15 protein-coding genes are annotated in these 21,110 nt (G+C 46.6%); 12 read left to right on the top strand and 3 right to left on the bottom strand.

Annotated elements, in window-relative coordinates:
* Positions 1 to 29: 29 nt before the first annotated feature.
* The gene (locus tag H6F77_RS09885; protein ID WP_190487845.1) at positions 30 to 2,222 is read left to right on the top strand and encodes a sensor histidine kinase; all 2,193 of its coding nucleotides are present in this window, start codon (positions 30 to 32) and stop codon (positions 2,220 to 2,222) included.
* Between the two features lies 1 nt (position 2,223).
* Here the strand turns inward: H6F77_RS09885 and H6F77_RS09880 are convergent, their stop codons facing one another.
* The gene (locus H6F77_RS09880) at positions 2,224 to 2,400 is read right to left on the bottom strand and encodes a hypothetical protein (protein ID WP_190487843.1); all 177 of its coding nucleotides are present in this window, start codon (positions 2,398 to 2,400) and stop codon (positions 2,224 to 2,226) included.
* 662 nt (positions 2,401 to 3,062) lie between these two features.
* Between H6F77_RS09880 and H6F77_RS09875 the strand changes: the two genes are divergently transcribed.
* From H6F77_RS09875 to H6F77_RS09840, 8 genes are all read left to right on the top strand, one after another.
* Positions 3,063 to 6,011: a PAS domain S-box protein gene (locus H6F77_RS09875; protein WP_190487841.1), complete on the top strand. Its 2,949-nt coding sequence runs from the start codon at positions 3,063 to 3,065 to the stop codon at positions 6,009 to 6,011.
* A 157-nt stretch (positions 6,012 to 6,168) separates the two neighbouring features.
* Positions 6,169 to 6,585, top strand: coding sequence for a response regulator (locus tag H6F77_RS09870; RefSeq protein WP_375335931.1), 417 nt, complete (start codon positions 6,169 to 6,171; stop codon positions 6,583 to 6,585).
* A gap of 182 nt (positions 6,586 to 6,767) precedes the next feature.
* Positions 6,768 to 6,941, top strand: a complete 174-nt coding sequence (locus H6F77_RS09865; protein ID WP_206753452.1) for a hypothetical protein — start codon at positions 6,768 to 6,770, stop codon at positions 6,939 to 6,941.
* An 11-nt stretch (positions 6,942 to 6,952) separates the two neighbouring features.
* Positions 6,953 to 9,676 (top strand): ATP-binding protein, encoded by a 2,724-nt coding sequence (locus tag H6F77_RS09860; protein WP_190487835.1) that lies wholly within the window; start codon positions 6,953 to 6,955, stop codon positions 9,674 to 9,676.
* Between the two features lie 260 nt (positions 9,677 to 9,936).
* Positions 9,937 to 11,598 (top strand): chemotaxis protein CheB, encoded by a 1,662-nt coding sequence (locus H6F77_RS27840; RefSeq protein ID WP_190487833.1) that lies wholly within the window; start codon positions 9,937 to 9,939, stop codon positions 11,596 to 11,598.
* Positions 11,599 to 11,688: 90 nt separating this feature from the next.
* Complete coding sequence (locus H6F77_RS09850) at positions 11,689 to 13,623, top strand: CheR family methyltransferase (RefSeq protein WP_190487831.1); 1,935 nt, start codon at positions 11,689 to 11,691, stop codon at positions 13,621 to 13,623.
* A gap of 169 nt (positions 13,624 to 13,792) precedes the next feature.
* Positions 13,793 to 14,437 carry a PAS domain S-box protein gene (locus tag H6F77_RS09845; RefSeq protein WP_190487829.1) on the top strand — a complete coding sequence of 215 codons (645 nt, stop codon included), beginning with the start codon at positions 13,793 to 13,795 and terminating at the stop codon, positions 14,435 to 14,437.
* A gap of 482 nt (positions 14,438 to 14,919) precedes the next feature.
* Positions 14,920 to 16,257, top strand: a complete 1,338-nt coding sequence (locus tag H6F77_RS09840) for a sensor histidine kinase (RefSeq protein ID WP_190487827.1) — start codon at positions 14,920 to 14,922, stop codon at positions 16,255 to 16,257.
* Between the two features lie 11 nt (positions 16,258 to 16,268).
* Here the strand turns inward: H6F77_RS09840 and rsmH are convergent, their stop codons facing one another.
* Positions 16,269 to 17,186: a 16S rRNA (cytosine(1402)-N(4))-methyltransferase RsmH gene (gene rsmH / locus H6F77_RS09835; protein WP_190487825.1), complete on the bottom strand. Its 918-nt coding sequence runs from the start codon at positions 17,184 to 17,186 to the stop codon at positions 16,269 to 16,271.
* Positions 17,187 to 17,467: 281 nt separating this feature from the next.
* Here rsmH and H6F77_RS09830 point away from each other — a divergent pair, with 281 nt between their 5' ends.
* The 3 genes from H6F77_RS09830 to H6F77_RS09820 all read left to right on the top strand — a co-directional run bounded on the left by H6F77_RS09830 (position 17,468) and on the right by H6F77_RS09820 (position 20,400).
* Positions 17,468 to 18,652 carry an NAD(P)H-quinone oxidoreductase subunit H gene (locus tag H6F77_RS09830; RefSeq protein WP_190487823.1) on the top strand — a complete coding sequence of 395 codons (1,185 nt, stop codon included), beginning with the start codon at positions 17,468 to 17,470 and terminating at the stop codon, positions 18,650 to 18,652.
* A gap of 187 nt (positions 18,653 to 18,839) precedes the next feature.
* Positions 18,840 to 19,280: a cyanase gene (gene cynS, locus H6F77_RS09825; protein WP_190487821.1), complete on the top strand. Its 441-nt coding sequence runs from the start codon at positions 18,840 to 18,842 to the stop codon at positions 19,278 to 19,280.
* Positions 19,281 to 19,416: 136 nt separating this feature from the next.
* Positions 19,417 to 20,400 (top strand): ROK family protein, encoded by a 984-nt coding sequence (locus H6F77_RS09820; protein ID WP_190487819.1) that lies wholly within the window; start codon positions 19,417 to 19,419, stop codon positions 20,398 to 20,400.
* Positions 20,401 to 20,452: 52 nt separating this feature from the next.
* Here the strand turns inward: H6F77_RS09820 and H6F77_RS09815 are convergent, their stop codons facing one another.
* Positions 20,453 to 21,100, bottom strand: coding sequence for an HAD family hydrolase (locus tag H6F77_RS09815; protein WP_190487818.1), 648 nt, complete (start codon positions 21,098 to 21,100; stop codon positions 20,453 to 20,455).
* Between the last annotated feature and the right edge of the window lie 10 nt (positions 21,101 to 21,110).

Raw genomic sequence — 21,110 nt, 5'->3', positions numbered from 1 at the left:
TATAAAAATCAAATTTCGTCTTATTACTAATGCCTGGTTTTGGAACTGATAACCTGCACGCCTTCTGGTCGCAACTGCCTTATGCACGCAGGGGGACTTTGCTTACGGCTGTCCCAGTGACCTGCCTGTTAACCTCAGTTGTAGCATTTACTTTTCTGCAACGCAGTACCGAAGATGCCCAAAAGTATGTGGCTCGTACTCAGCAGACTATATTCCAGGCAAATCGAACGCTGACAGCTTTAGTGGATGCTGAAACTAGCATTCGGGGTTACTATCTGACGCGGGAAGAGAAATTTCTGGAACCCTACGATGCCGCGATCGCTATTCTGCCAGATTCCCTCAATAAACTCGATAGCCTCGTCCAAAATAATCCCGCACAGCTTCAACAAGTTGAGCATATTGAGTCTCTGGCGCAGCAAGAAATTAGTTTATTAAAACAAAATCTCGACGCGGTAAAAAGCTTAGAGCCAACAGCCAGGATCTCGAAACAGCGATCGCCAATGCTTGTTAAAGCCAAAATTGTTATGGATGAAATTCGGCAGCAAATTTCTGATTTTTCATCCCAACAGGAGTTACTACTACAGCAAAGCAAGCAGCATCTAGACCGCCAACAACGACTTACCGCTGCCGTTTTGGGAGCTAGCGCTACGATTGGCTTTTTGGGTTCTTTATCCGCCGTTTATCTATTTGACTGGCTGGAACAGCAATTAATTGAGCGCCAAATGCGCCAGCGGGACACTAACGTTCGCCTTAAAGCAATTTTAGACAATGTAATTGATGGGATTATCACAATCAATCATAAGGGTGACATTGAGTCTTTCAATGAAGCTGCTCACCTAATATTTGGTTATGAACCAAGCGAGGTGTTTGGCAAAAATTTTAAGTTATTACTCGCAAATTCAATAGCAGGGGATGGTATTGAAACTCTTAACTATTTTATCGGTAGCGATAATTCCAAAATACGGTGCAGGCAAGAAACAATAGGACAACGGCAGAACGGGCAACTCTTCCCGATGGAATTAACCTTTAGCGAAATCAACTTAGACAATCAGCGTTTGTATATTGCTATTGTCAGCGATATTACCAGTCGCAAGGAGCGGGAAGAAACTCTGCAAAAACAAGCGGCGCTGCTTGACTTGGCTAACGACGCAATAATAGTTAGAGATTGTAAAGATCGCATTACTTATTGGAATCAAGGTGCCGAAAGGCTTTACGGTTGGAAGAAGCAAGAAGCAATTGGCAAATGTTCCCACGAATTACTACAAACTGAATTTCCTCAACCGCTGAAGCACATCTCGCGGAAGTTTTTAGTTGATGGGTACTGGAGGGGCGAACTAATTTACACTAAGAGGGATGGAACCCGCATTAATGTAGCTTCGCGCTGGACTTTACAAGTAGATGATGAGCGCGAACCAATGGCAGTTTTGGAAATAAATAACGACATCACGGAGCGAAAAGTAGCAGAAGAAGCAAGGCGCGATCGCGCACAGGAATTAGTCCGCCTGAGTACGATACTTGCTCAAACCAATATTGCCCTGGAAAAACGCAATCAAGAACTCGACCAATTTGCTTATATTGTATCCCACGATCTCAAAGCACCACTAAGAGCGATCGCCAACCTTTCTAGTTGGATTGAAGAAGACATACAAGACCAACTTAATGATGAAACTAGACACCAAATGGACTTGCTGCGGGGACGAGTCCACCGCTTGGAGAACCTGATTAATGGGCTACTTCATTATTCGCGTGTCGGACGTGTGAAAACATCAGCAGAAACGGTAGAAGTTGGAAATTTAGTCGCAGAAGTTATCGACTCTCTAGATCCTCCAGCAACATTCACCGTCACTATAGCTCCTGGAATGCCCATCTTATTCACCGAACGTCTGCTCTTGGAACAGGTGTTTGCCAATCTCATTAGCAATGCTATCAAACACCACGATAAACCGCAGGGATTGGTAACAATATCAGTTCAAGAACAACCCGGTTTTTATGAGTTTGCTGTGGCGGATGATGGGGCGGGTATTGACCCACAATACCACGAGAAAGTTTTTGGTATATTTCAGACTTTAGACTCGCGGGATAAAGTCGAAAACACTGGAATTGGTTTGTCTTTGGTTAAAAAAATTGTGGAAAGCCAAGGCGGAACTATTCGCCTAGAATCTGAAGCTGGTTTTGGAGCAACTTTTCGCTTTACTTGGCCCAAGGAGGTAGAGTATTCCTAAATTAGCTGTTGCCAATATTAGGAAAAACCTGGAATTGGGGGGTCTCACCCCAAGCCACCCGTTGGGGGACGGCTGCGTAAATTAGCTGTTGCCAATAGTAGGAAAAACCTGGAATTGGGGGGTCTCCCCCCAAACCCCCCATTGGGGGACGGGTGCGTCCCCCAAGCCCCCTCCACATAAAATTCCCGTTTTCTAGGATGGATTTTGAGGAGTATATTGCTAATGCTAAGTCTTTTGGCGTGTAAGGGTTTTATAAAAGTGATATGTAACGTAGCAAAGCTTTGCTAATGTTGGATTAGATATCTCAATAATTAAATCTACACGGCGACATTATTTAAGGCAGTTAGTTTGTTTTAATTTAATTAAAATTTATACAGGTTAATTAAATTTTTTAGGCTAAGTTTTGATTTGGGGCTACTCTACTAAACTTGCCTGTTAAACTTTTAGACCCCGCGCAAGGGACGATCGTCCCTTGCGCTCCAACTACCTGTTTTAAGACAACATTTATTTAGACAAATACAATTACTATATTATGGCATTGCGTTATTTAAATCAAGTATTTATCCATAAATTAATTTATTTAAAATAAGGAATTGTTATTAACTTAGCTGCTCTTTTAATTATGCGATCGCATAACTGTAAATTTAAAAGTAAAGTAGCTTTATCTGAGAACAAACAAGAGATTAAGAAGGCTACACGTACAAATATTAAAAAAATGTAAAAGTTTTAACACAAATTTAGAACTAACAAGTCCGGAAAACTTGCTCATCTTCCTAGTGGTTGATGACTGGCAATTGGTGTTATGGCAACTTGTGGTAAGGAGGAGGGAGAGTTCGGCCAGTGATACAACTACCGCTACAACGCTATAGGGTGGCAATATTAGCCTTGACGCTAGGAGCATTACTTAAAGTGCTGCTTGTAGACCCACTAATTCCTGGAAAAGAAACCCCCGTTCTACTATTGTTTGTTGCCATCATGGTTAGCGCTTGGTATGGCGGAATAAAGGCGGGGGTGGTTACTACTATTTTGGCGGCGGCGATCGCTGATTATTTACCCATATTTAGGAGTAGCGACATACCCGCCTCTCCCTTCATGCTGTTGAGTTCTGTCCTAGAAGAGAACCTGCCGATTCGGGTGTTGATATGCGGAGGGCTGCTGGTTAGTTGGTTCACCCACGCGGTAAGGCATACCCAGCAAGCAACAATTAACGATCGCGATGCTCCCCAGAAGCAGACCATCAGCAAATTAACTCTAGCGATCGCGCCAGGGGAAGATTCAGCTATTCCGCCAGAAGGGGTTCAACAAACAGAGTCCGCACTACGACAAGCTGAACTCCAGCGTCTAAGACAGCACTTAGAAAACTCACCCTTGGCAGTTATAGAGTGGGACTTTAACTTTCGAGTATTGCATTGGTCGCAGCAAGCCCAGTCTCTTTTCGGGTGGACTCAAGAGGAAGTTATAGGCAAACATCCTAGCGAGTGGCAATTTGTATTTATTGAAGATCGAGCCTCAGTCAATAGTGTAATAGCCCAATTACTTGCTGGTAGAGAACAGCGCAATGTTTCTCAAAACCGCAACTATACCAAAAATGGCGCCGTAGTCCATTGCGAGTGGTACAACTCGGCTTTAGTAAACTCGTCGGGCAAATTGGTATCCGTCCTATCTTTCGCTCTAGATATCACCCCGCGCCAAACTGTTGAGGAAGAGTTGCGCCAGAGCGAACGACGATACCGCGACTTAGCTAGCGCGATGCCCCTGATAGTCTTCACAGCGCAGCGTGATGGTGCGTTAGATTACTACAACCAGCAATGGTTTGACTATACAGGAATGACATTGGAGCAGACTCAGGGTTGGGGATGGCAGCGCGTCGTGCATCCAGAGGATCTGCAAAAGTGTTTGGATGGCTGGCGCGAAGCAGTTCTGACTGGTCAAAGCTTTGAAACAGAGCATCGTTTCCAACGATATGATGGCGTATATCGGTGGCATCTTGCCAGAGCGATACCGATCCGAGATGAACAAGGCGAGATTGTTTCATGGGTAGGTACGTGTACAGATATCGACGATAGAAAGCGCCAGGAGGAAGTAGAACATTTTTTGGCGCTTGCAAGTTCGGAACTTGCAAACTCCCTCGACTATCAAACTGCGATCGCCAAAGTAGCGCATCTGGCAGTACCGCATATTGCCGACTGGTGCGCTGTCGATATAGTCGATGAAGACCAGACAATCCGCAGACTGGCGGTTGTTCATGTAGACCCGTCAAAGGTGGAGTGGGCGCAAAAGTTGCACGAACGTTACCCGCCGCACCCGGAAGATCTCTATGGCGTACCCAACGTGATACGGACGGGGCAACCGGAGTTATATCCCGATCTGCCTGACGAGGTAATTGTAGCCAGCGCAAGGGACGCCGAACACCTAGAAATACTGCGGGGTGTCGGATTTACATCGACGATGATAGTGCCTCTGGTTGCTAGGGGGCGGACGCTGGGCGCGATCGCCTTCGTTTCAGCCGAGTCGGGTCGCCACTACGATGAATCTGACCTCGCTTTGGCTGTTGAACTTGCCCGCCGCGCTGGGTTAGCGGTCGATAATGCAAGGCTGTTTGCGACAGTTGAACAACAACTCGCCAACCGCATACAAGCAGAAGCGGAGAAAACGCAATTAATCGCATCTTTACAAGAAAGCGAAGAACGATTTCGCACAATGGCAGATAGCGCCCCCGTGTTGTTGTGGGTAGCGGGTACTGATGCGCTGTGCAATTTTTTAAATCAGGGTTGGCTAAACTTTACCGGACGCAGCCTAGAGGATGAACTGGGGAATGGCTGGGTAGAAGGCATTCATGCAGAGGATTTGCAGCGCCGCCTAGATATTTATATGACTGCTTTCAATGCCCGCGATAACTTTGAGATGGAATATAGGCTCAAGCGTGCTGATGGAGAATATCGCTGGATTGTTGATAGAGGAACGCCGCGATTTGGACCGGATGGCAGTTTTGCTGGTTATATTGGCTCGTGCATCGATATTACCGAAAGAAAATTGGCAGAACAAGCTTTGCGCGATCGCGCCCTTGAGTTAGCCCGCATGAGCGCTACTTTAGCCAACACAAACACTACCTTAGAGAAGCGCAATCAAGAACTCGAACAGTTTGCCTATGTAGTTTCCCACGATCTCAAAGCGCCCCTGAGAGCGATCGCCAACCTCTCTAGTTGGATTGAAGAAGATATGCAAAGTTACCTCAATGAGGAAACACAGCAACACATGAACTTGCTGCGGGGGCGAGTTAATAGGATGGAAGCCCTCATTGATGGTCTTTTGCTGTATTCGCGGGTAGGACGGGTAAAGATACCAGTAGAACTTGTGGACGTTGCAACTTTAATAGCAGATGTTATCGATTCCCTTGCTCCGCCTAAAAGTTTTACTATCACTATCGCCAGCCCTATGCCGAGGCTGAAGACGGAATTATTACCCCTGCAACAGGTGTTTGCCAATCTAATTGGCAATGCTATCAAACATCACGGTCGAGTTGATGGTAATGTGACGTTATCCGTCGGGGATAAGGGGCAATTCTATGAATTTGCTATAGCGGACGACGGGCGGGGTATTGAGCCGCGATATCACGAAAAAGTTTTTGTGATGTTTCAGACGCTGGAAGCGCGAGATAAGGTTGAGAACACGGGCGTAGGGTTAGCGCTTGTGAAAAAGATAGTTGAAAACAAAGGCGGTACGATTCGCCTGGAATCTCAACTCGGTCAGGGTGCAACTTTCTATTTCACATGGCCAAAGCAATCTTGAATGAGAAGTGATGGCAAATAGGGGAATGGTCAGTTATGAGTTATGAGTTTATAAATTAATAACATTAAACTCTTCACCCCACTACTCAAGTTTTAACCGTTCCGATGACTAATTTGTATTACCCATTTCCCGCTAAAAGCTAGCTATGGAAGAGAAAATGACAAATTTATTGCTTGTTGATGACGACGAAGTTGATGTGATGACCGTGCGACGAGCGTTTAAAAAGAACAACATCACTAACCCATTTTTTGTTGCCAATAACGGCTTAGAGGCGCTGGCGATGTTGCGGGGAGAGGGCGATTCTCCACCGATTCCTAGCCAGCGCCGCTTGATATTGCTCGACCTAAATATGCCTAAAATGGGGGGGATTGAGTTTTTGCGCGAGTTGCGGGCAGATCCGGAACTCACAAAAATACCTGTAATTGTGCTGACGACTTCCAATGAGGACAAAGATAAGGTGGAAGCCTATCAGCTCAACGTGGCGGGTTATATTGTAAAACCAGTTACATTTACTAATTTTGTGGAAGCAGTGGCGACGCTAAATAAGTATTGGACGCTCAATGAAATGCTATAAAAACAGGTTTAAGGGCTGCTTTCGGTCTATAACCTGGAAACGATGGCAAAAAGCAATCAAACATTAGTAAATATGATTGCTATTATTTAGAAAACTGATATTTTATGCGTATTAAAGTTAATATGTCGATACTAAATTTTCATTATTACCGCATTAGAGGTTTGAAATCATACGAAAGAGTGGTGTTAGAATCTGTAATTCGTGCAATTTATTATTATGTAAGCTTTCAAGGAAAGCGCTCAATCCCAGGGGAGTTACTACTGCATTATCAAAACTGGTTATCCGGCGATCGCCAGTCGCAATCCGTAAAAGCGCCCGTCACGTCTGTTGATAACTTCAGTCCTCAGCACTACTGAAAGCAAATTTTATGGAGGAAACCCTCAAAATCCTAGTAGTAGATGACGACGAAGTAGACCGGATGGCGGTTCGCAGGTCGTTAAAAACTGCTGGCGTGCAGATGGCTCTAACAGAAGCGTGTGACTGTAAGAGCGCGATCGCTATGCTCAAACAGCATCGGGATTTTGACTGTGCCTTCATAGACTATCGCTTGCCCGACGGCGACGGACTCAGCCTTGTTAAAGAAATCCGCTCGTTTGGTTTCAAAGTTCCCCTAGTTGTCCTAACAGGTCAGGGAGACGAACAAACAGCCGTCGATATTATGAAAGCTGGGGCATCGGACTATATTTCAAAAAGCAAAGTTTCGCCAGAAAGTCTATCTCGCAGTCTGCGTAATGCCGTTCGCCTCTATCACGCTGAAATTGAGGTAGCACAAGCCAACGAACGATTGCTAGTTGCACAAGAACGCTATCGCTTAGTGCTAGAAGGCTCCCACGATGGCATTTGGGACTGGGATTTTTGTACAAATAAAATTTATTGGAACGACCGCTTCTATGAAATTAGCGGCCTACCTGCGGATTATCAACTAAACACTTACGAGGCATTCTTTCAATTACTGCATTCAGATGATAGACCCCTCCTCACCAAGGCACTAACAGCTCATCTGGAACGCAACGAAGAATTCAATATAGAAGTGCGGCTGTCTCATACATCGGGAGAATATCGTTACTGTATCGCCAAAGGTAAAGCGCAACGAGACGAGAGGGGCAGACCCTACCGCATGGCAGGCATTATCAGCGACATCACAGATCGCAAGCGGGCTGAGGAACAAGAGCGCTTTTTGGCCTCTGCCAGCACCATCTTAGCCGCCTCGCTAGACTACGAAAAAACACTCTCCAGCTTGGCGAAATTGGCAGTGCCTCACATGGCAGATTTGTGCATCGTTGAAGTTTTGGAAGCGGACGGCGCGATTCGTTCGGTGGGAGTTGCCCATACAGACGGGGCAAAACAGGAGCAGGTGCAACAGTTGCTAGAACGCTATGCGCCTACTGTCGATGGAAAGCACTGTGTAGCCAAAGTTTTGCGGACTGGTGAACCAGATTTGTGTGGAGAAATTAGCGAATTGATGCTGGTGGATGCAGCCCTTGATGCCGAACACCTGGAACTCCTGCGGTCATTGGCGCTTAAGTCTTATATGATTGTGCCCGTCGTGGTGCGGGGAAAACCGTTCGCGACAATTTCGTTTGCATACAGTCGCCCCGGTCGTCGCTACGGTATTTCAGACCAGGCATTAGCTATGGATCTGGCTCGTAGAGCAGCGTTATCGATAGAAAATGCAAAAACAGCACGGGAGGCGCAGGAGGCAAGCGATAATTTACGCAAGGCTATTATTATTTTGGGCGAACAGCAGCAACAACTGCGGACGCTCCAGCATTTAACGAATTTACTCAACCAGCGACTGACCGATTTGCCGGGACTTTTGCGGGTGATGGTGGAAACAGTTTGCGAAGCGATCGCAGGTGCCCAGTTTTGCTTCATCATGCTCCACAACCCCCAGTGTACTGGGCTGTCGCTGACAGTATTAGCAGGCGATCGCACTGATGAATTGCGCCTCGAAGATGCTTTAGAGGGCGAAGGTTGGCTCTCTCAGGTCTTATCAACTGGCGAATCTCAATTAATTCAGCGTAGGGAGCAGAGGGGTAAAGGGGTAGAAAAGCAGAGGAACACAGGAGCAGAGGCGCAAAGGGGTAAGAAATTGCGCTCGTCACCAGCCTCTATTTATGTAGTAGCGATTGAATCCGCGCAGGCTGGGCGGCTGGGCGTCCTAGCTATTGGTAACTGGGAAGATGTGCATGCCTTTGATGGCGAAGATCGCTATTTGTTGGGCGCAGTAGGAGAACAGGCGGCGATCGCTATTAACAATGCCAGAATGATCAATGCTTTAGAGGAGCGCGAGGAACGTTTAGAACTCCAAAATAAGATGCTGGGGCACCAAAACGAGGAACTAGAAAACCAGCGACAGCAGATTCAGTTACAAAACCTGCAATTACTAGAAGCCGCCAAGCTGAAAAGTCAGTTTCTCGCTACCATGTCCCACGAGCTGCGAACCCCCATGAATTCTGTTATTGGTTTCTCGCAGTTGCTGTTACGCCAGCGCCTGGAATCGCTTACATCCAAGCAGGCGGATATGGTGGAACGCATTCTCAACAATGGCAAACATTTGCTAGCTCTAATCGACGACATTCTCGACCACACAAAAATAGAAGCTGGGCGTCTAGAACTAAAACTCGAAGAATTAAATTTGGCAGAACTTGTCAGGGCAACAGCAGAAGAACTGCGTAGTTTGGCATTGCAAAAACAACTAGGATTGGATGTCGAAATCGATCTGCAAAATCCTTATGTTGTTAACGACAGCGGCAGGCTGCGACAAGTTTTAGTTAATCTTATTTCCAATGCTATTAAGTTTACCGAGACTGGTAACGTCTGGGTAAAGGTTTACGAACAATCGCCAGACCAATTAGTAGTTGCTGTGAAGGATACGGGGATTGGCATTGCCCCAGAAAACTTGGATCATATTTTTGAGGCATTCCGGCAAGTGGATCAAGCTCTTGCCAAAAAGCACTACGGCACTGGTTTGGGACTAGCTATAACTACATCCTTACTGGATTTAATGAAGGGAAAAATCTCAGTAGATAGCCAGCTCGGTCAGGGTTCTACTTTCCTCATCGAGTTTCCTCGTCAAGTTAGCGTTTAAGCTATTACGCCTTTAATTTGCATCGACTGCCAACAATGACCGAAAAAAAGGGGTTTCAAGCCTCCCCTTTCAAGGGGAATCATCAAAAAAATTTGCCGAATTTCAAGCTCCGTCCGATGATTGCGGAGCCAATCCAAAATCCAAAATCCAAAATCCAAAATCGGGTGACAAGGTGTTAATCATCTACAATCGGGAGCGTTAACTGCGCTAGGGTTATAAAGTAGAAACCGATCTCTAACATCGCTGCAATTGATAAATAAATGCCCCGCCACGATATTATCGTCATTGGAGCCTCCGCAGGGGGCGTAGAAGCACTTATTAACCTGGTTAAAAATTTGCCCGCCGAGTTGCCTGCGGCAATATTTATAGTTGTCCACATTCCCTCACACAGCAAGAGCGTTCTCCCAATTATCCTTACCCGCGCTGGCTCTTTGAGAGCTTGCCACCCCCAAGAAGGGGCAAAGATTGAGAATGGGCAAATCTACGTCGCTCCACCCGATTACCACCTGCTCGTCAAACAGGGATGCGTTACTCTAGCACGAAGCGCCAGAGAGAACAGCCACCGCCCAGCAGTCGATCCCCTGTTTCGCTCGGCAGCTAGAGTATACGGGCGGCGAGTGGTTGGGGTAGTCTTATCCGGCGCTCTTGATGATGGAACTGCCGGACTCGTAGCCGTGAAACAACGAGGCGGAGTAGCAATCGTCCAGGACCCCGCAGAGGCGATGTTTACGGGGATGCCAACCAGCGCTATCGAAAATGTAGATGTAGATAGTATTTTGCCCATAACCGCGATCGCTTCGCGATTGATAAGCTTAACTGAAGAGCCAGTGGACGGCGAAGAAGCAGACCCCCCATCGGGTGATATGCAAATGGAGGTTGATATGGCAAAGTTCGATATAGCTGCTGCAAATAAAGATAAAAGACCTGGAAAGCCTTCAGGGTTTGGCTGTCCAGACTGCGGGGGCGCACTTTGGGAACTGCGTGAAGGAGAACTGATCCGCTTCCGCTGTCGTACTGGTCACGCCTATTCAGCAGATACTCTGCTCGCAGAGCAATCTGAAGCCTTAGAAACAGCATTGTGGAATGCTTTTAGGGCGCTGGAGGAGCGTGCGACTCTGTCGCATCGGCTGTTGAAAAGGGCACGCGATCGCCAGCAAATTTTGTCAGCCGCGCGTTATGAAGACCAAGCAAAGGATGCCGAACTGAACGCCGCCATCATCCGGGATTTGCTGATGAAAGGTACCATCGATGTAAGGCAGGAAACCCAACAAGGGCAGCCAAGCAATATTAGCGCTGATGGGCATACGAGCAATGGTAAGTTAAAGGATAATTCCTTAACTTCCAACGTTCAAGCGACTATTAACTTAGTTGCGATCGCTACATCTGCCGGAGGGTTGAAGGCTTTAACCGAACTTTTGTCTGCCTTGCCAAAAAACTTTCCCGCAGCGATCGCTATCGTACAGCACCTAGACCCCAACTACGCCAGTCAACTAGCTGAGATATTAAGCCGTCGAACTTCTCTTGAGGTTAAGCAGGCTGTTGAAGGAGATTTATTGCTTCCGGGGACAGTATACATCGCTCCTCCCAATAATCATTTACTTGTCAACTCTGACAAGACCATCTCCCTGTCCAAGTCAGAATTGGTGAATTTTTCCCGTCCAAGTGCTGACTTACTATTTGAATCTGTTGCGGCTAGTTTTAAAGAGCGGGCGATCGCCGTTGTCCTCACTGGCAAAGGTAAGGATGGTGCTAGCGGTTTGAGAGCGATCAAAAAAATGGGCGGAAGGGCGATCGCTCAGGATAGAGCATCTTCCGAAGAGTTTGGAATGCCGCAAGCAGCCATTGATACCGATCTGGTGGATGCGATTTTACCATTAAATGAAATTGCTGCTGTTTTGGTAAGCATGGCGAGTCAAAAATAAAATTAAAAAGTTTACGCCCTAGAGTTAATAGTTAATATCAATGGATAATCAACGTTAAACAATTGGGCAATTATTAATCATTAATTTCCTATGACTATATCGAATCTCAACCCAGAGTTTGAAACTCTGCTGGATTACCTAAAACGCAGCAGGGGTTTTGACTTCACTGGGTACAAACGTTCGACCTTGATGCGTCGAGTAAACAAAAGAATGCAGACGGTAGAAATTGACACCTACAGTAGTTATGTAGACTATTTGGAAGTGCATCCCGATGAATACATACACCTGTTTAATACCTTATTAATAAACGTTACTTCCTTCTTCCGCGATCGCTCAACGTGGGACTACCTTAAGGAAGAAATTATTCCACTCATTGTCGCTCGCAAGCAACTTCACGAACCCATCCGAGTTTGGAGCGCAGCATGTGCAAGCGGCGAAGAAGCCTACACAATAGCGATGGTAATCGCCGAGGTGCTGGGGTTAGAACAGTTTCGCGAGCGAGTGAAAATTTACGCTACCGAATTGGATGAGGAAGCTTTGCTTCAAGCACGACAAGCCATTTACTCATATAAGGATCTCGCAAACATTCCCCAGGAAATGCTCGAAAAGTATTTCGAGCCATATGAAGTCATCAACGTTAACCAAACGGCTCCCGCAGAGGTTGAAAATTCTTGGGAGCTACAGCCTGGGCGCGTTACTCCTCGCTACTACACTTTTCGTAAAGATCTGCGCCGTTCGGTAATTTTTGGGCGTCACAACTTAACAGTTGATGCCCCAATTCCCCGCGTTGACTTGCTAGTGTGCCGCAACACTCTGATGTATTTTAATGCGGAAACCCAATCCAAAATAGTTGCCCGCTTTCACTTTGCGCTCAACGAACAAGGGTTTCTATTTTTGGGCAAAGCAGAGATGTTGCTCACCTACACAAATACATTTACACCAGTAGATTTAAAGCGGCGCGTGTTTTCCAAAGTGGCGAAGATAAGTATGCGCGATCGCTTGTTGCTTATGGCACAGACTGACGATAGGGACTTAGCTAGCACTCTATCAGAGCGCACTCGTATTCTTGAAGCCGCATTCGATAGCAGTCCAGTCGCTCAAGTAATTGTAGATGTTAATGGCTTTCTGGTGTTGGCAAACACGATTGCTAGAGGGATGTTTAACCTAAATGCCAACGATGTGGGCCGACCTTTGCAAGATTTAGAAATTTCTTATCGTCCCCTAGAGTTGCGCTCCTGCATCGAACAAGCCTACAGCGAACGGCGAGTGGTGAACTTGAAGGATATTCAAGTAAAAACCCTCAGTGGCGACACCATTTATCTAGAGGTGCAGTTCACACCTCTACAGGAATTTAACACCAATCTGCTGGGCATCGCTATTTCCTTCACCGATGTCACCCGCTACAAACGGCTACAGGAGGATTTGCAACAATCAAACCAAGAGCTAGAAATGGCTTATGAGGAACTCCAAGCGACCAATGAAGAGTTAGAGACAACTAACGAAGAACTACAGTCCAGCAATGAAGAGTTAGAAACAACAAATGAGGAGCTGCAATCTTCTAATGAAGAGCTGGAGACTATGAATGAAGAACTACAATCGACTAACGAAGAATTGCAGGCGGTAAACGATGAAATGCGCCGACGCAGTGAAGAACTCAACCAAGTTAATGCATTTTTAGAGTCTATCTTGACCAGCCTGCGCGGCGGAGTCGTAGTGGTGGATCGCGATTTCCACGTCCAGATTTGGAACTACAAAGCTCAAGATTTATGGGGGTTGCGGAGCGAAGAAGTCCAGGGACAGCACTTTTTGAATTTGGATATTGGGTTGCCCGTCGAGGAACTCAGACAGCTCATTCGCGGCTGCCTAGTAGGGGAATACTCATATCATTACATTATGCTTGATGCCATAAATCGGCGCGGTAGGACGATTCAGTGCAAAGTTAGCTGTACGCCTTTGCTGGGGATAAACACAGAGATTAGGGGAGCAATTTTGGTGATGGATGAGCAGAATGGAGATTCTGAATGAACGCAGAGATTATTACAACCCTAGAAACTTTGCAACGGCAATTGATGGCGTGGCAATAACATATGTAAACGCTTTCAATCTTGCCAAAAAACCAGGGGTTTAAGGTAGTTTTGGATGAGTATTATAGCTTTGGGAAAAGAAGAGTAAAGGGAAGTGGGGGAAATTTATTTTGCCCCTATTAACTCACCAAGTACGCATCAGGCAAGATGACTATTCTCAACACTATTTTCACTATCAGAACTATATGATAGAAACGTTTAAAAGGGAACTGCGAAACTCTATCGAACAATTACAGTTAAAAAATCAGGAATTGCAGCATAAAAAAGAAGAACTGTTCGCCGCACATCAAGAACTGCAAACTATCACAGAGGAGCTGCATGCAACCAACCAAGAACTGGAGACGAGCCAGGATGAGCTTTTAATAGATAACAAACAACTGCATCAGCACAAGGACGCATTGTGCCAAGCGAACGGGTTGTTAGAGACTATTTTGGCTAGTTTGCAAATTGCTGTCGTAGTTGTGGATAGAGATTTGCACATCCAGCTTTGGAACCACCAGACGGAGGATTTGTGGGGGCTGCGGAGCGAAGAAGTTAAGGCTTCTAATTTTATGCATTTGGATATTGGCTTGCCAGTGGAGGAACTCAGACAGCGCATTTGCCTATGCCTAGCAGGAAAGGCGCAAGATCGCCAAGTAACGCTGGAGGCTATAAATCGTTGTGGTAGGAAGATTAAGTGTAAAGTCACCCTTTCACCCCTAATGGCAAAAACGGAGATTTATGGCGTAATTTTGTTGATTGAGAAGGAAAATTAGCGTTGTGGCATTGTCGCCGGGATCGCCTCAAAAATATATTCAGACTTTAGTTTAGTTTCTATCAGTCTCAAAGCGGATTCATAAGTGTAGTGGTTATTGCTATCAGAGAATAGTGTCCCTTATATTGACCACAGTTGCACTTGGCAAACTTTAAGAGCGATCGCATTATTTCCCAAATCTATCAGTACTACCGCGCCGTTGAATTGTAGTGGGTCACAATGTTGGTGACTAACGTCAGCCCTTGCTGACTCCGGGATGTAAAGGCATCCAAATTCTTCTAGGCAGCGGCTGGATGCGATCTGCGCTAACGTGCTGATGCACTTCGCTTCGCTGACGCTAGCGAGCCAATTCCCCGGCAGTTGAATCTAAAAGTGAAAATCTTTGTGTATTTTACCTGCTGGTTTGAAGCGTTTTCGCTAATCTTATTTTCTAACTTGGTCAAACTGCAACTTGGCGATCGTAGAGTTTAACATCAAACCGATATGACTTCCCACCTTCAAACAGACCAATTTACTCAAAAGATAGAGGCTGCACGGCAGAGGACGGAAGCACTAAAGCAGCACGTCAGGGAATCGCCCTGCGGCAAAACAGAACTGATGGCGCTATCGTGGGCAGAACTACAAACCGCTTTGGAAGAACTGCACGTCGCTGAAGAGGAGTTACGCCAGCAAAATGAGGAATTAATAGCGACGCGCGAAGTAGTGGAAGCAGAACGCCAGCGCTACCATGAGCTATTTGAGTTTGCGCCAGACGGATACCTAGTGACAGATGCGAATGGAAAGATTTGGGAAGCCAACCGCGCCGCCGCCTCTCTCTTTGGGGTCTCGCAAAGGTATATAGTCGGCAAACCGATAATCATTTTTGTGGCTGAGGAGTGCCGTCGGTCGTTTCGTAACCATCTCACGCAGTTGCGTACCGCAAGCGGCGTTCAGGAGTGGGATGTGCTGCTGAAACGCCCTGGAAGTAAGGATTTTGATGCTGCCTTGACTGTAGCTGCTGTCGGCGACACCAGAGATGGAGTTACCCTGCGCTGGATGATACGCGACATCAGCGCCCGCAAGGAAGCCGAGGAAAAACTTCGCTCTTATGAGCTGGAAAACTTGGAATTGGTAGAAATAACGCGCCTGAAATCGCAGTTTTTGGCCCTCATGTCTCACGAACTGCGTACTCCCATGAATGCGATTTTGGGTTTTTCTCAACTGCTGTTGCGCCAACCGAATAATCAGCTAGGCGAACGCCAAGCAAATATGGTGGAGCGGATTTTTAACAGTGGGAAACATTTGTTGACGCTGATTGAGGATATCCTTAATTTCTCTAAGTTAGAGTCGGGAAGTCTGGAACTCCAACCGGAAGAGTTTAACCTAGTTGAAACGGTGACGGATACGGTTGAAGAACTGCATAGTCTGGCGACTCAGAAGCATTTGGAAATGTCTTTTAAGTGCGATCGCGATAAGATTTCTGTTGTCAATGACAAAGTTCGTCTGAGACAGGTTTTGATTAATCTTATCTCCAATGCGATTAAGTTCACCGACGTTGGCAGCGTGTGCGTTGAGGTCTATGAACTATCCTCAAATAAAGTCGGGATAGCTGTCAGAGATACTGGCATCGGCATCGCTGAGTCTGACTTGGAAAATATTTTTATGGAATTCCGCCAAGTTAATCACTTCCTGACACGCGATCGCAACGGTACTGGTTTAGGGTTAGCTATTGTCGATCGCTTAGTTCGCATGATGAACGGCGATATCTTGGTAGAAAGCGAGTTGGGGGTAGGCTCTACGTTTCGCGTCGAATTGCCACGCGGGATAAGAACTTTGAAGTGATAGTTGATAACTCATGATTCTGCAATTCGTTCAGCTATTCTCAGCTTGGCAGAACGCGATCGCGGGTTATTTTCCATTTCATCTTCTTGTGGCAGTATTGGTTTTTTAGTTAATACTCGCAATATCTCCGATTCTCGCAATCCATGCTTTACCAATCTGTCTTCTAAACTATGAAAACTGATAATCGCAATTTTGCTACCTGGCTTTAGCCAATTTGGTGCTTTATTCAAAAATTTTTCTAGCGATGTTAATTCTTGGTTAACTGCTATCCGCAGTGCTTGAAAGACGCGGGTGGCTGGGTGAATTTTGCCATACCGATATTGGCGGGGGACGCAACCTGCGATCGCGTAGGCTAAGTCTGTTGTTGTCTTAAAGGGGCGCTTTTCTACAATCCGCCGCGCAATTCTCCGCGATAGCCGCTCTTCTCCATATTTAAAGAAGATATCTGCAAGTTGTGCCTCTTCCCAGCGGTTTATTATTTCCGCTGCTGTTAGAGGTTGTCGCCGATCCATCCGCATATCTAAGCTAGCTTCGTGGCGAAAACTAAAGCCGCGTTCCGCTATATCGAATTGGGCAGAGCTTACGCCCAAATCGGCAATAATTCCATCAAATTTCCGCTCTTGCGGCTCATAATCGGCAAAATTTCCTTGCCAAAATTCAATTTTTGCGGTATAATCTGCGAGGCTAGCAGAAGCAGCAGCGATCGCCTGTTCGTCCCGGTCAATAGCAGTAATGCGGACATCGGGTGAGGCTTCAAGGATAGAGCGACTGTGACCGCCGCCGCCGACAGTCGCATCGAGGTAATGCCCTCCCGGAGAAATAGCTAATCCTGCGATTAACTCTCGACTGAGGACGGAGATATGTACAAAAGCGGGAGCTTCTGTAGGAGGCTCTGGAGGAGCGATCGCATTCAAGTCATTCAAATCCATCAGCAAAATCTAGCGACGATAAATAAGCGCTCCCTTTATTGTGACTTTCCCCGCGATCGCTTAACAATTACCTAGAGCAGCCTTAACCGATTTTCCAGCCCGTCACTCCATATAATTAAAGAAACTCAATAAAATTAAGCATTAAGTAGACCGCGCCCCCAACTAGGCAAGGCCTGTTGAGTTGAGATGTTCGCGCACAAGTCCAAGTGCGATAAAGAACATCAGACCATAAGAATCGACCCTCGCGGCTCAAACCAGCATCAAGGAGAAATTGCTGAACAATGGCACAAATCGAAACTAGAACCGAACCGATGGTGCTGAACATGGGACCGCACCATCCCTCCATGCACGGGGTACTTCGGTTGATTGTCACCCTCGATGGGGAAGATGTAGTAGATTGCGAGCCAGTAATCGGCTACCTGCATCGCGGCATGGAAAAAATTGCCGAGAACCGCACCAACATCATGTTTGTACCCTACGTCAGCCGTTGGGACTACGCTGAGGGTATGTTCAACGAGGCTATCACGGTCAACGCGCCAGAAAAACTCGCTGATATCGCAGTTCCCAAACGCGCCAGCTACATCCGCGTCATCATGCTGGAGCTGAACCGCATCGCCAACCACCTGTTGTGGCTTGGCCCATTCATGGCTGACGTTGGCGCTCAGACTCCTTTCTTCTACATTTTCCGCGAACGGGAAATGATCTATGACCTGTGGGAAGCCGCCACTGGTTATCGCATGGTAAACAACAACTACTTCCGTATTGGGGGAGTTGCAGCCGATTTGCCCTATGGCTGGGTTACTAAGTGCGAAGACTTCTGCGACTACTTCCTGCCCAAAGTAGATGAGTACGAGCGTTTAATTACCGACAACCCCATCTTCCGCCGTCGGGTTGAAGGCGTCGGTACTATCACCCGCGAAGAAGCAATTAACTGGGGACTTTCTGGCCCTATGTTACGCGGTTCTGGCGTCCAGTGGGATTTAAGGAAAGTTGACCACTACGAGTGCTACGACGACTTTGACTGGCAAGTGCAGTGGGAAACTGCTGGTGATTGTTTCGCCCGTTACCAGGTGCGGATTCGCGAGATGCGCGAGTCGGTGAAGATTATTCGCCAAGCCATCAAAGGACTTCCCGGCGGCCCGTTTGAGAACCTGGAAGCCAAGCGCATGGCAGAAGGGCCAAAATCTGAGTGGAATGGCTTTGATTACCAGTTTATTGGTAAGAAGATTGCCCCTACTTTCAAGATTCCCAAAGGCGAACACTATGTCCGCGTTGAAAGCGGTAAAGGTGAGCTAGGAATTTATCTAATTGGTGATGACAATGTGTTCCCTTGGCGTTGGAAGATTCGCGCTGCTGATTTCGTCAATCTGCAAATCTTACCTAATATCCTCAAGGGTGTAAAACTCGCAGATATCATGCCGATTTTGGGCAGTATCGATATCATCATGGGTTCGGTTGACCGCTAAATGAGTTCTGAGTAGGGTGGGCACTGCCCACCTAAAAAGCTTTATTAGGTTAAAAGTTGGCAGCGTCTAGTAACAAATGTAACGGATAGATTGTTGGTTAAAGGAGATAGTTTAACTGTTTCCCTGACAGACAAAGTATCTGTTATATCGGTTAAGATCGCTGCCAAATTATTTAGGGGGGTGTTTGATGGAAATTCCAGAAATTACTCAGAAGCTCTTAGCTGCAAAACAAGACATGGGCCTGAGTTTTACGGATTTGGAAAAGATATTAGGACGAGATGAGGTCTGGATTGCAGCAGTGCTATACCGTCAAGCAAGTGCTTCTCTAGAGGAGGCCAAGCTACTAATTGATGCGTTAGGGCTGGACGAAATTTATGTTCAAGAAATAACAAAGTGTCCGCTGAAGGGATTGGGGCCAGTTGTGCCTACAGATCCGCTGATTTATCGATTTTATGAGATTATGCAGGTTTATGGGATGCCGCTTAAGGAAGTCATCCAGGAAAAGTTTGGCGATGGTATTATGAGCGCGATTGATTTTACTTTAGATGTGGAGAAAGAGGAAGATCCGAAAGGCGATCGCGTTAAACTTGTGATGTCAGGAAAGTTTTTGTCCTACAAAAAGTGGTAGTCTCGCCAATCCTTAATTAAATGTAGCTCGGCAATGCCCACCAAAATTACTCCAACTTGGATCTATAGGAATCCTAAAACATACTTAAAATTATTCTGTAGTCTCATACCTTCGTGGGACTGTTGAATTTTTAACTATGTTTCAATCACTAAACAATCCCAAAGAAGCCCCTCGCTCGATTTTAGCTCTGGATTTTGGCGGCACAAAGCTAGCTGCGGCAATTGTACATTTTGGTGAGAGAGAGTGGCGATCGCACAAACGGATGTTATCACCCGCCGATGCAGATGCGAAGGCTGACTTGGCAAACATGCGATCGCTCATTCACGATCTCCTCCAAGGAGAGAAACCTGCTGCTATTGGCATTAGCTTTGGCGGCCCTGTTGATGCCAAACTGGGGAAGGTGCGATTGTCCCATCACGTACCTGGTTGGGGAAATATCCCCCTGCGCGAAATCTTAGAGGCAGAATTTCAAGTACCCGTCAGCGTCGATAACGATGCCAATGTTGCAGCTTTAGGAGAACATCGCTTTGGCGCAGGTATTGGCTATGAAAGTTTGTTCTACATTACCGTCAGCACTGGGGTTGGTGGAGGTTGGATTCTCAACGGACATCCTTGGCGCGGCGCAGGGGGAATGGCTGGAGAAATTGGTCATGTAGTTGTAGACCCCAACGGGCCGATCTGTTTATGCGGAAAACGCGGATGCGTCGAGAGGCTGGCTTCTGGCCCCTACATGGCTGCTGCGGCGCGGGAAGAATTGCACAAGCAACCATTGAGAGGAGAAATATTGCGGAGTTTAGCTAATAATAACGAGGACGCTATAACCGGACAATTAATAAGTCAGGCAGCGACACAAGGAGACGAACTTGCATTAGAAATACTGCAACGTGCGGGTTGGGCATTAGGAGTTGGTATTGGCAATGCAGCAAACTTGATAAATCCCCAACTCTTCGTGTTGGGGGGTGGCGTAACTAAGGCGGGGGCGCAATTCTGGGAAGTGGTGCGCCGCGTTGCACGGGAGACAGCTTTACCTGAAGTGAACTTTGATATTGTCCCTGCTGCATTGGGGGATGAAGCACCGTTATGGGGTGCAGTGGCGCTGGCTCAAGAGGAGTTAAATTAGCGATCGCGAAGCGCAGATCGCGCGGTGAGCAAGCTGTTAGGTTCTATTCAATTTATCTCTTTAGCAGAGTCCACAAAGATTCGGCAGTAAAATCGGGGACTACTTTCTCTGCTCCCACTGCATACAAAGCCTTTGGATCGTGAGTAGAAGCAATGCCAATAGTGCGAATTCCCGCTCCCACCGATGACCGAATACCAGAGGGCGAGTCTTCAAAAGCTAAAGCTTGCTCCGCCGTAATATTTAAGTCATTAAGTGCTAACTGGTAGGGGGCTGGATCTGGCTTGCCAGCAATAGCTTCTTCCGCCAAAATTACACTGTCAAAGCTTTCAGTTAAACCCAGAACCGATAGTAAAAAATGTACGTTTTTACGAGGCGCGTTAGTCACCAGCGCTCGTTTTAAACCGCATTGCTTTGTCCAAGACATTACCTCATCTAGTCCCGCTAAGGGTTTGAGTAATGGTGCCAAATTGCGGAAGCGGGCTTCTTTATCTTCAGCAAACTGTACGCCTTCTTCTAATGACAGTTGGGGGAGTATGTCTTCGATGATTTCTGGGTTGAGTCGTCCGCTAATGCGGGTTTTGTAGAAAAATTCGTCAATTTCTATGCCATATTCTCTCAAAATTTCTTGCCAAGCTTTGTAGTGGAAGGGGTCGGTGTTAACCAGAGTCCCGTCTAAGTCAAATAAAATTGCAGCAAGCATAGTATAAGGC

Source organism: Microcoleus sp. FACHB-831 (genome assembly GCF_014695585.1).
Taxonomy (GTDB): Bacteria; Cyanobacteriota; Cyanobacteriia; order Cyanobacteriales; family FACHB-T130; genus FACHB-831.
This window is presented reverse-complemented; position numbering and strand designations above follow the sequence as displayed.

What these genes read in the sequence shown, in the direction of transcription:
- cynS (WP_190487821.1), top strand. Translation starts at nt 18,840, where the DNA reads ATGGAAATTCCAGAAATTACTCAGAAGCTCTTAGCTGCAAAACAAGAC.
- H6F77_RS09815 (WP_190487818.1), bottom strand. Translation starts at nt 21,100, where the DNA reads ATGCTTGCTGCAATTTTATTTGACTTAGACGGGACTCTGGTTAACACC.
- H6F77_RS27840 (WP_190487833.1), top strand. Translation starts at nt 9,937, where the DNA reads ATGCCCCGCCACGATATTATCGTCATTGGAGCCTCCGCAGGGGGCGTA.
- H6F77_RS09880 (WP_190487843.1), bottom strand. Translation starts at nt 2,400, where the DNA reads ATGTGGAGGGGGCTTGGGGGACGCACCCGTCCCCCAATGGGGGGTTTG.
- H6F77_RS09885 (WP_190487845.1), top strand. Translation starts at nt 30, where the DNA reads ATGCCTGGTTTTGGAACTGATAACCTGCACGCCTTCTGGTCGCAACTG.
- rsmH (WP_190487825.1), bottom strand. Translation starts at nt 17,186, where the DNA reads ATGGATTTGAATGACTTGAATGCGATCGCTCCTCCAGAGCCTCCTACA.
- H6F77_RS09850 (WP_190487831.1), top strand. Translation starts at nt 11,689, where the DNA reads ATGACTATATCGAATCTCAACCCAGAGTTTGAAACTCTGCTGGATTAC.
- H6F77_RS09860 (WP_190487835.1), top strand. Translation starts at nt 6,953, where the DNA reads ATGGAGGAAACCCTCAAAATCCTAGTAGTAGATGACGACGAAGTAGAC.
- H6F77_RS09840 (WP_190487827.1), top strand. Translation starts at nt 14,920, where the DNA reads ATGACTTCCCACCTTCAAACAGACCAATTTACTCAAAAGATAGAGGCT.
- H6F77_RS09830 (WP_190487823.1), top strand. Translation starts at nt 17,468, where the DNA reads ATGGCACAAATCGAAACTAGAACCGAACCGATGGTGCTGAACATGGGA.
- H6F77_RS09820 (WP_190487819.1), top strand. Translation starts at nt 19,417, where the DNA reads ATGTTTCAATCACTAAACAATCCCAAAGAAGCCCCTCGCTCGATTTTA.
- H6F77_RS09870 (WP_375335931.1), top strand. Translation starts at nt 6,169, where the DNA reads ATGACAAATTTATTGCTTGTTGATGACGACGAAGTTGATGTGATGACC.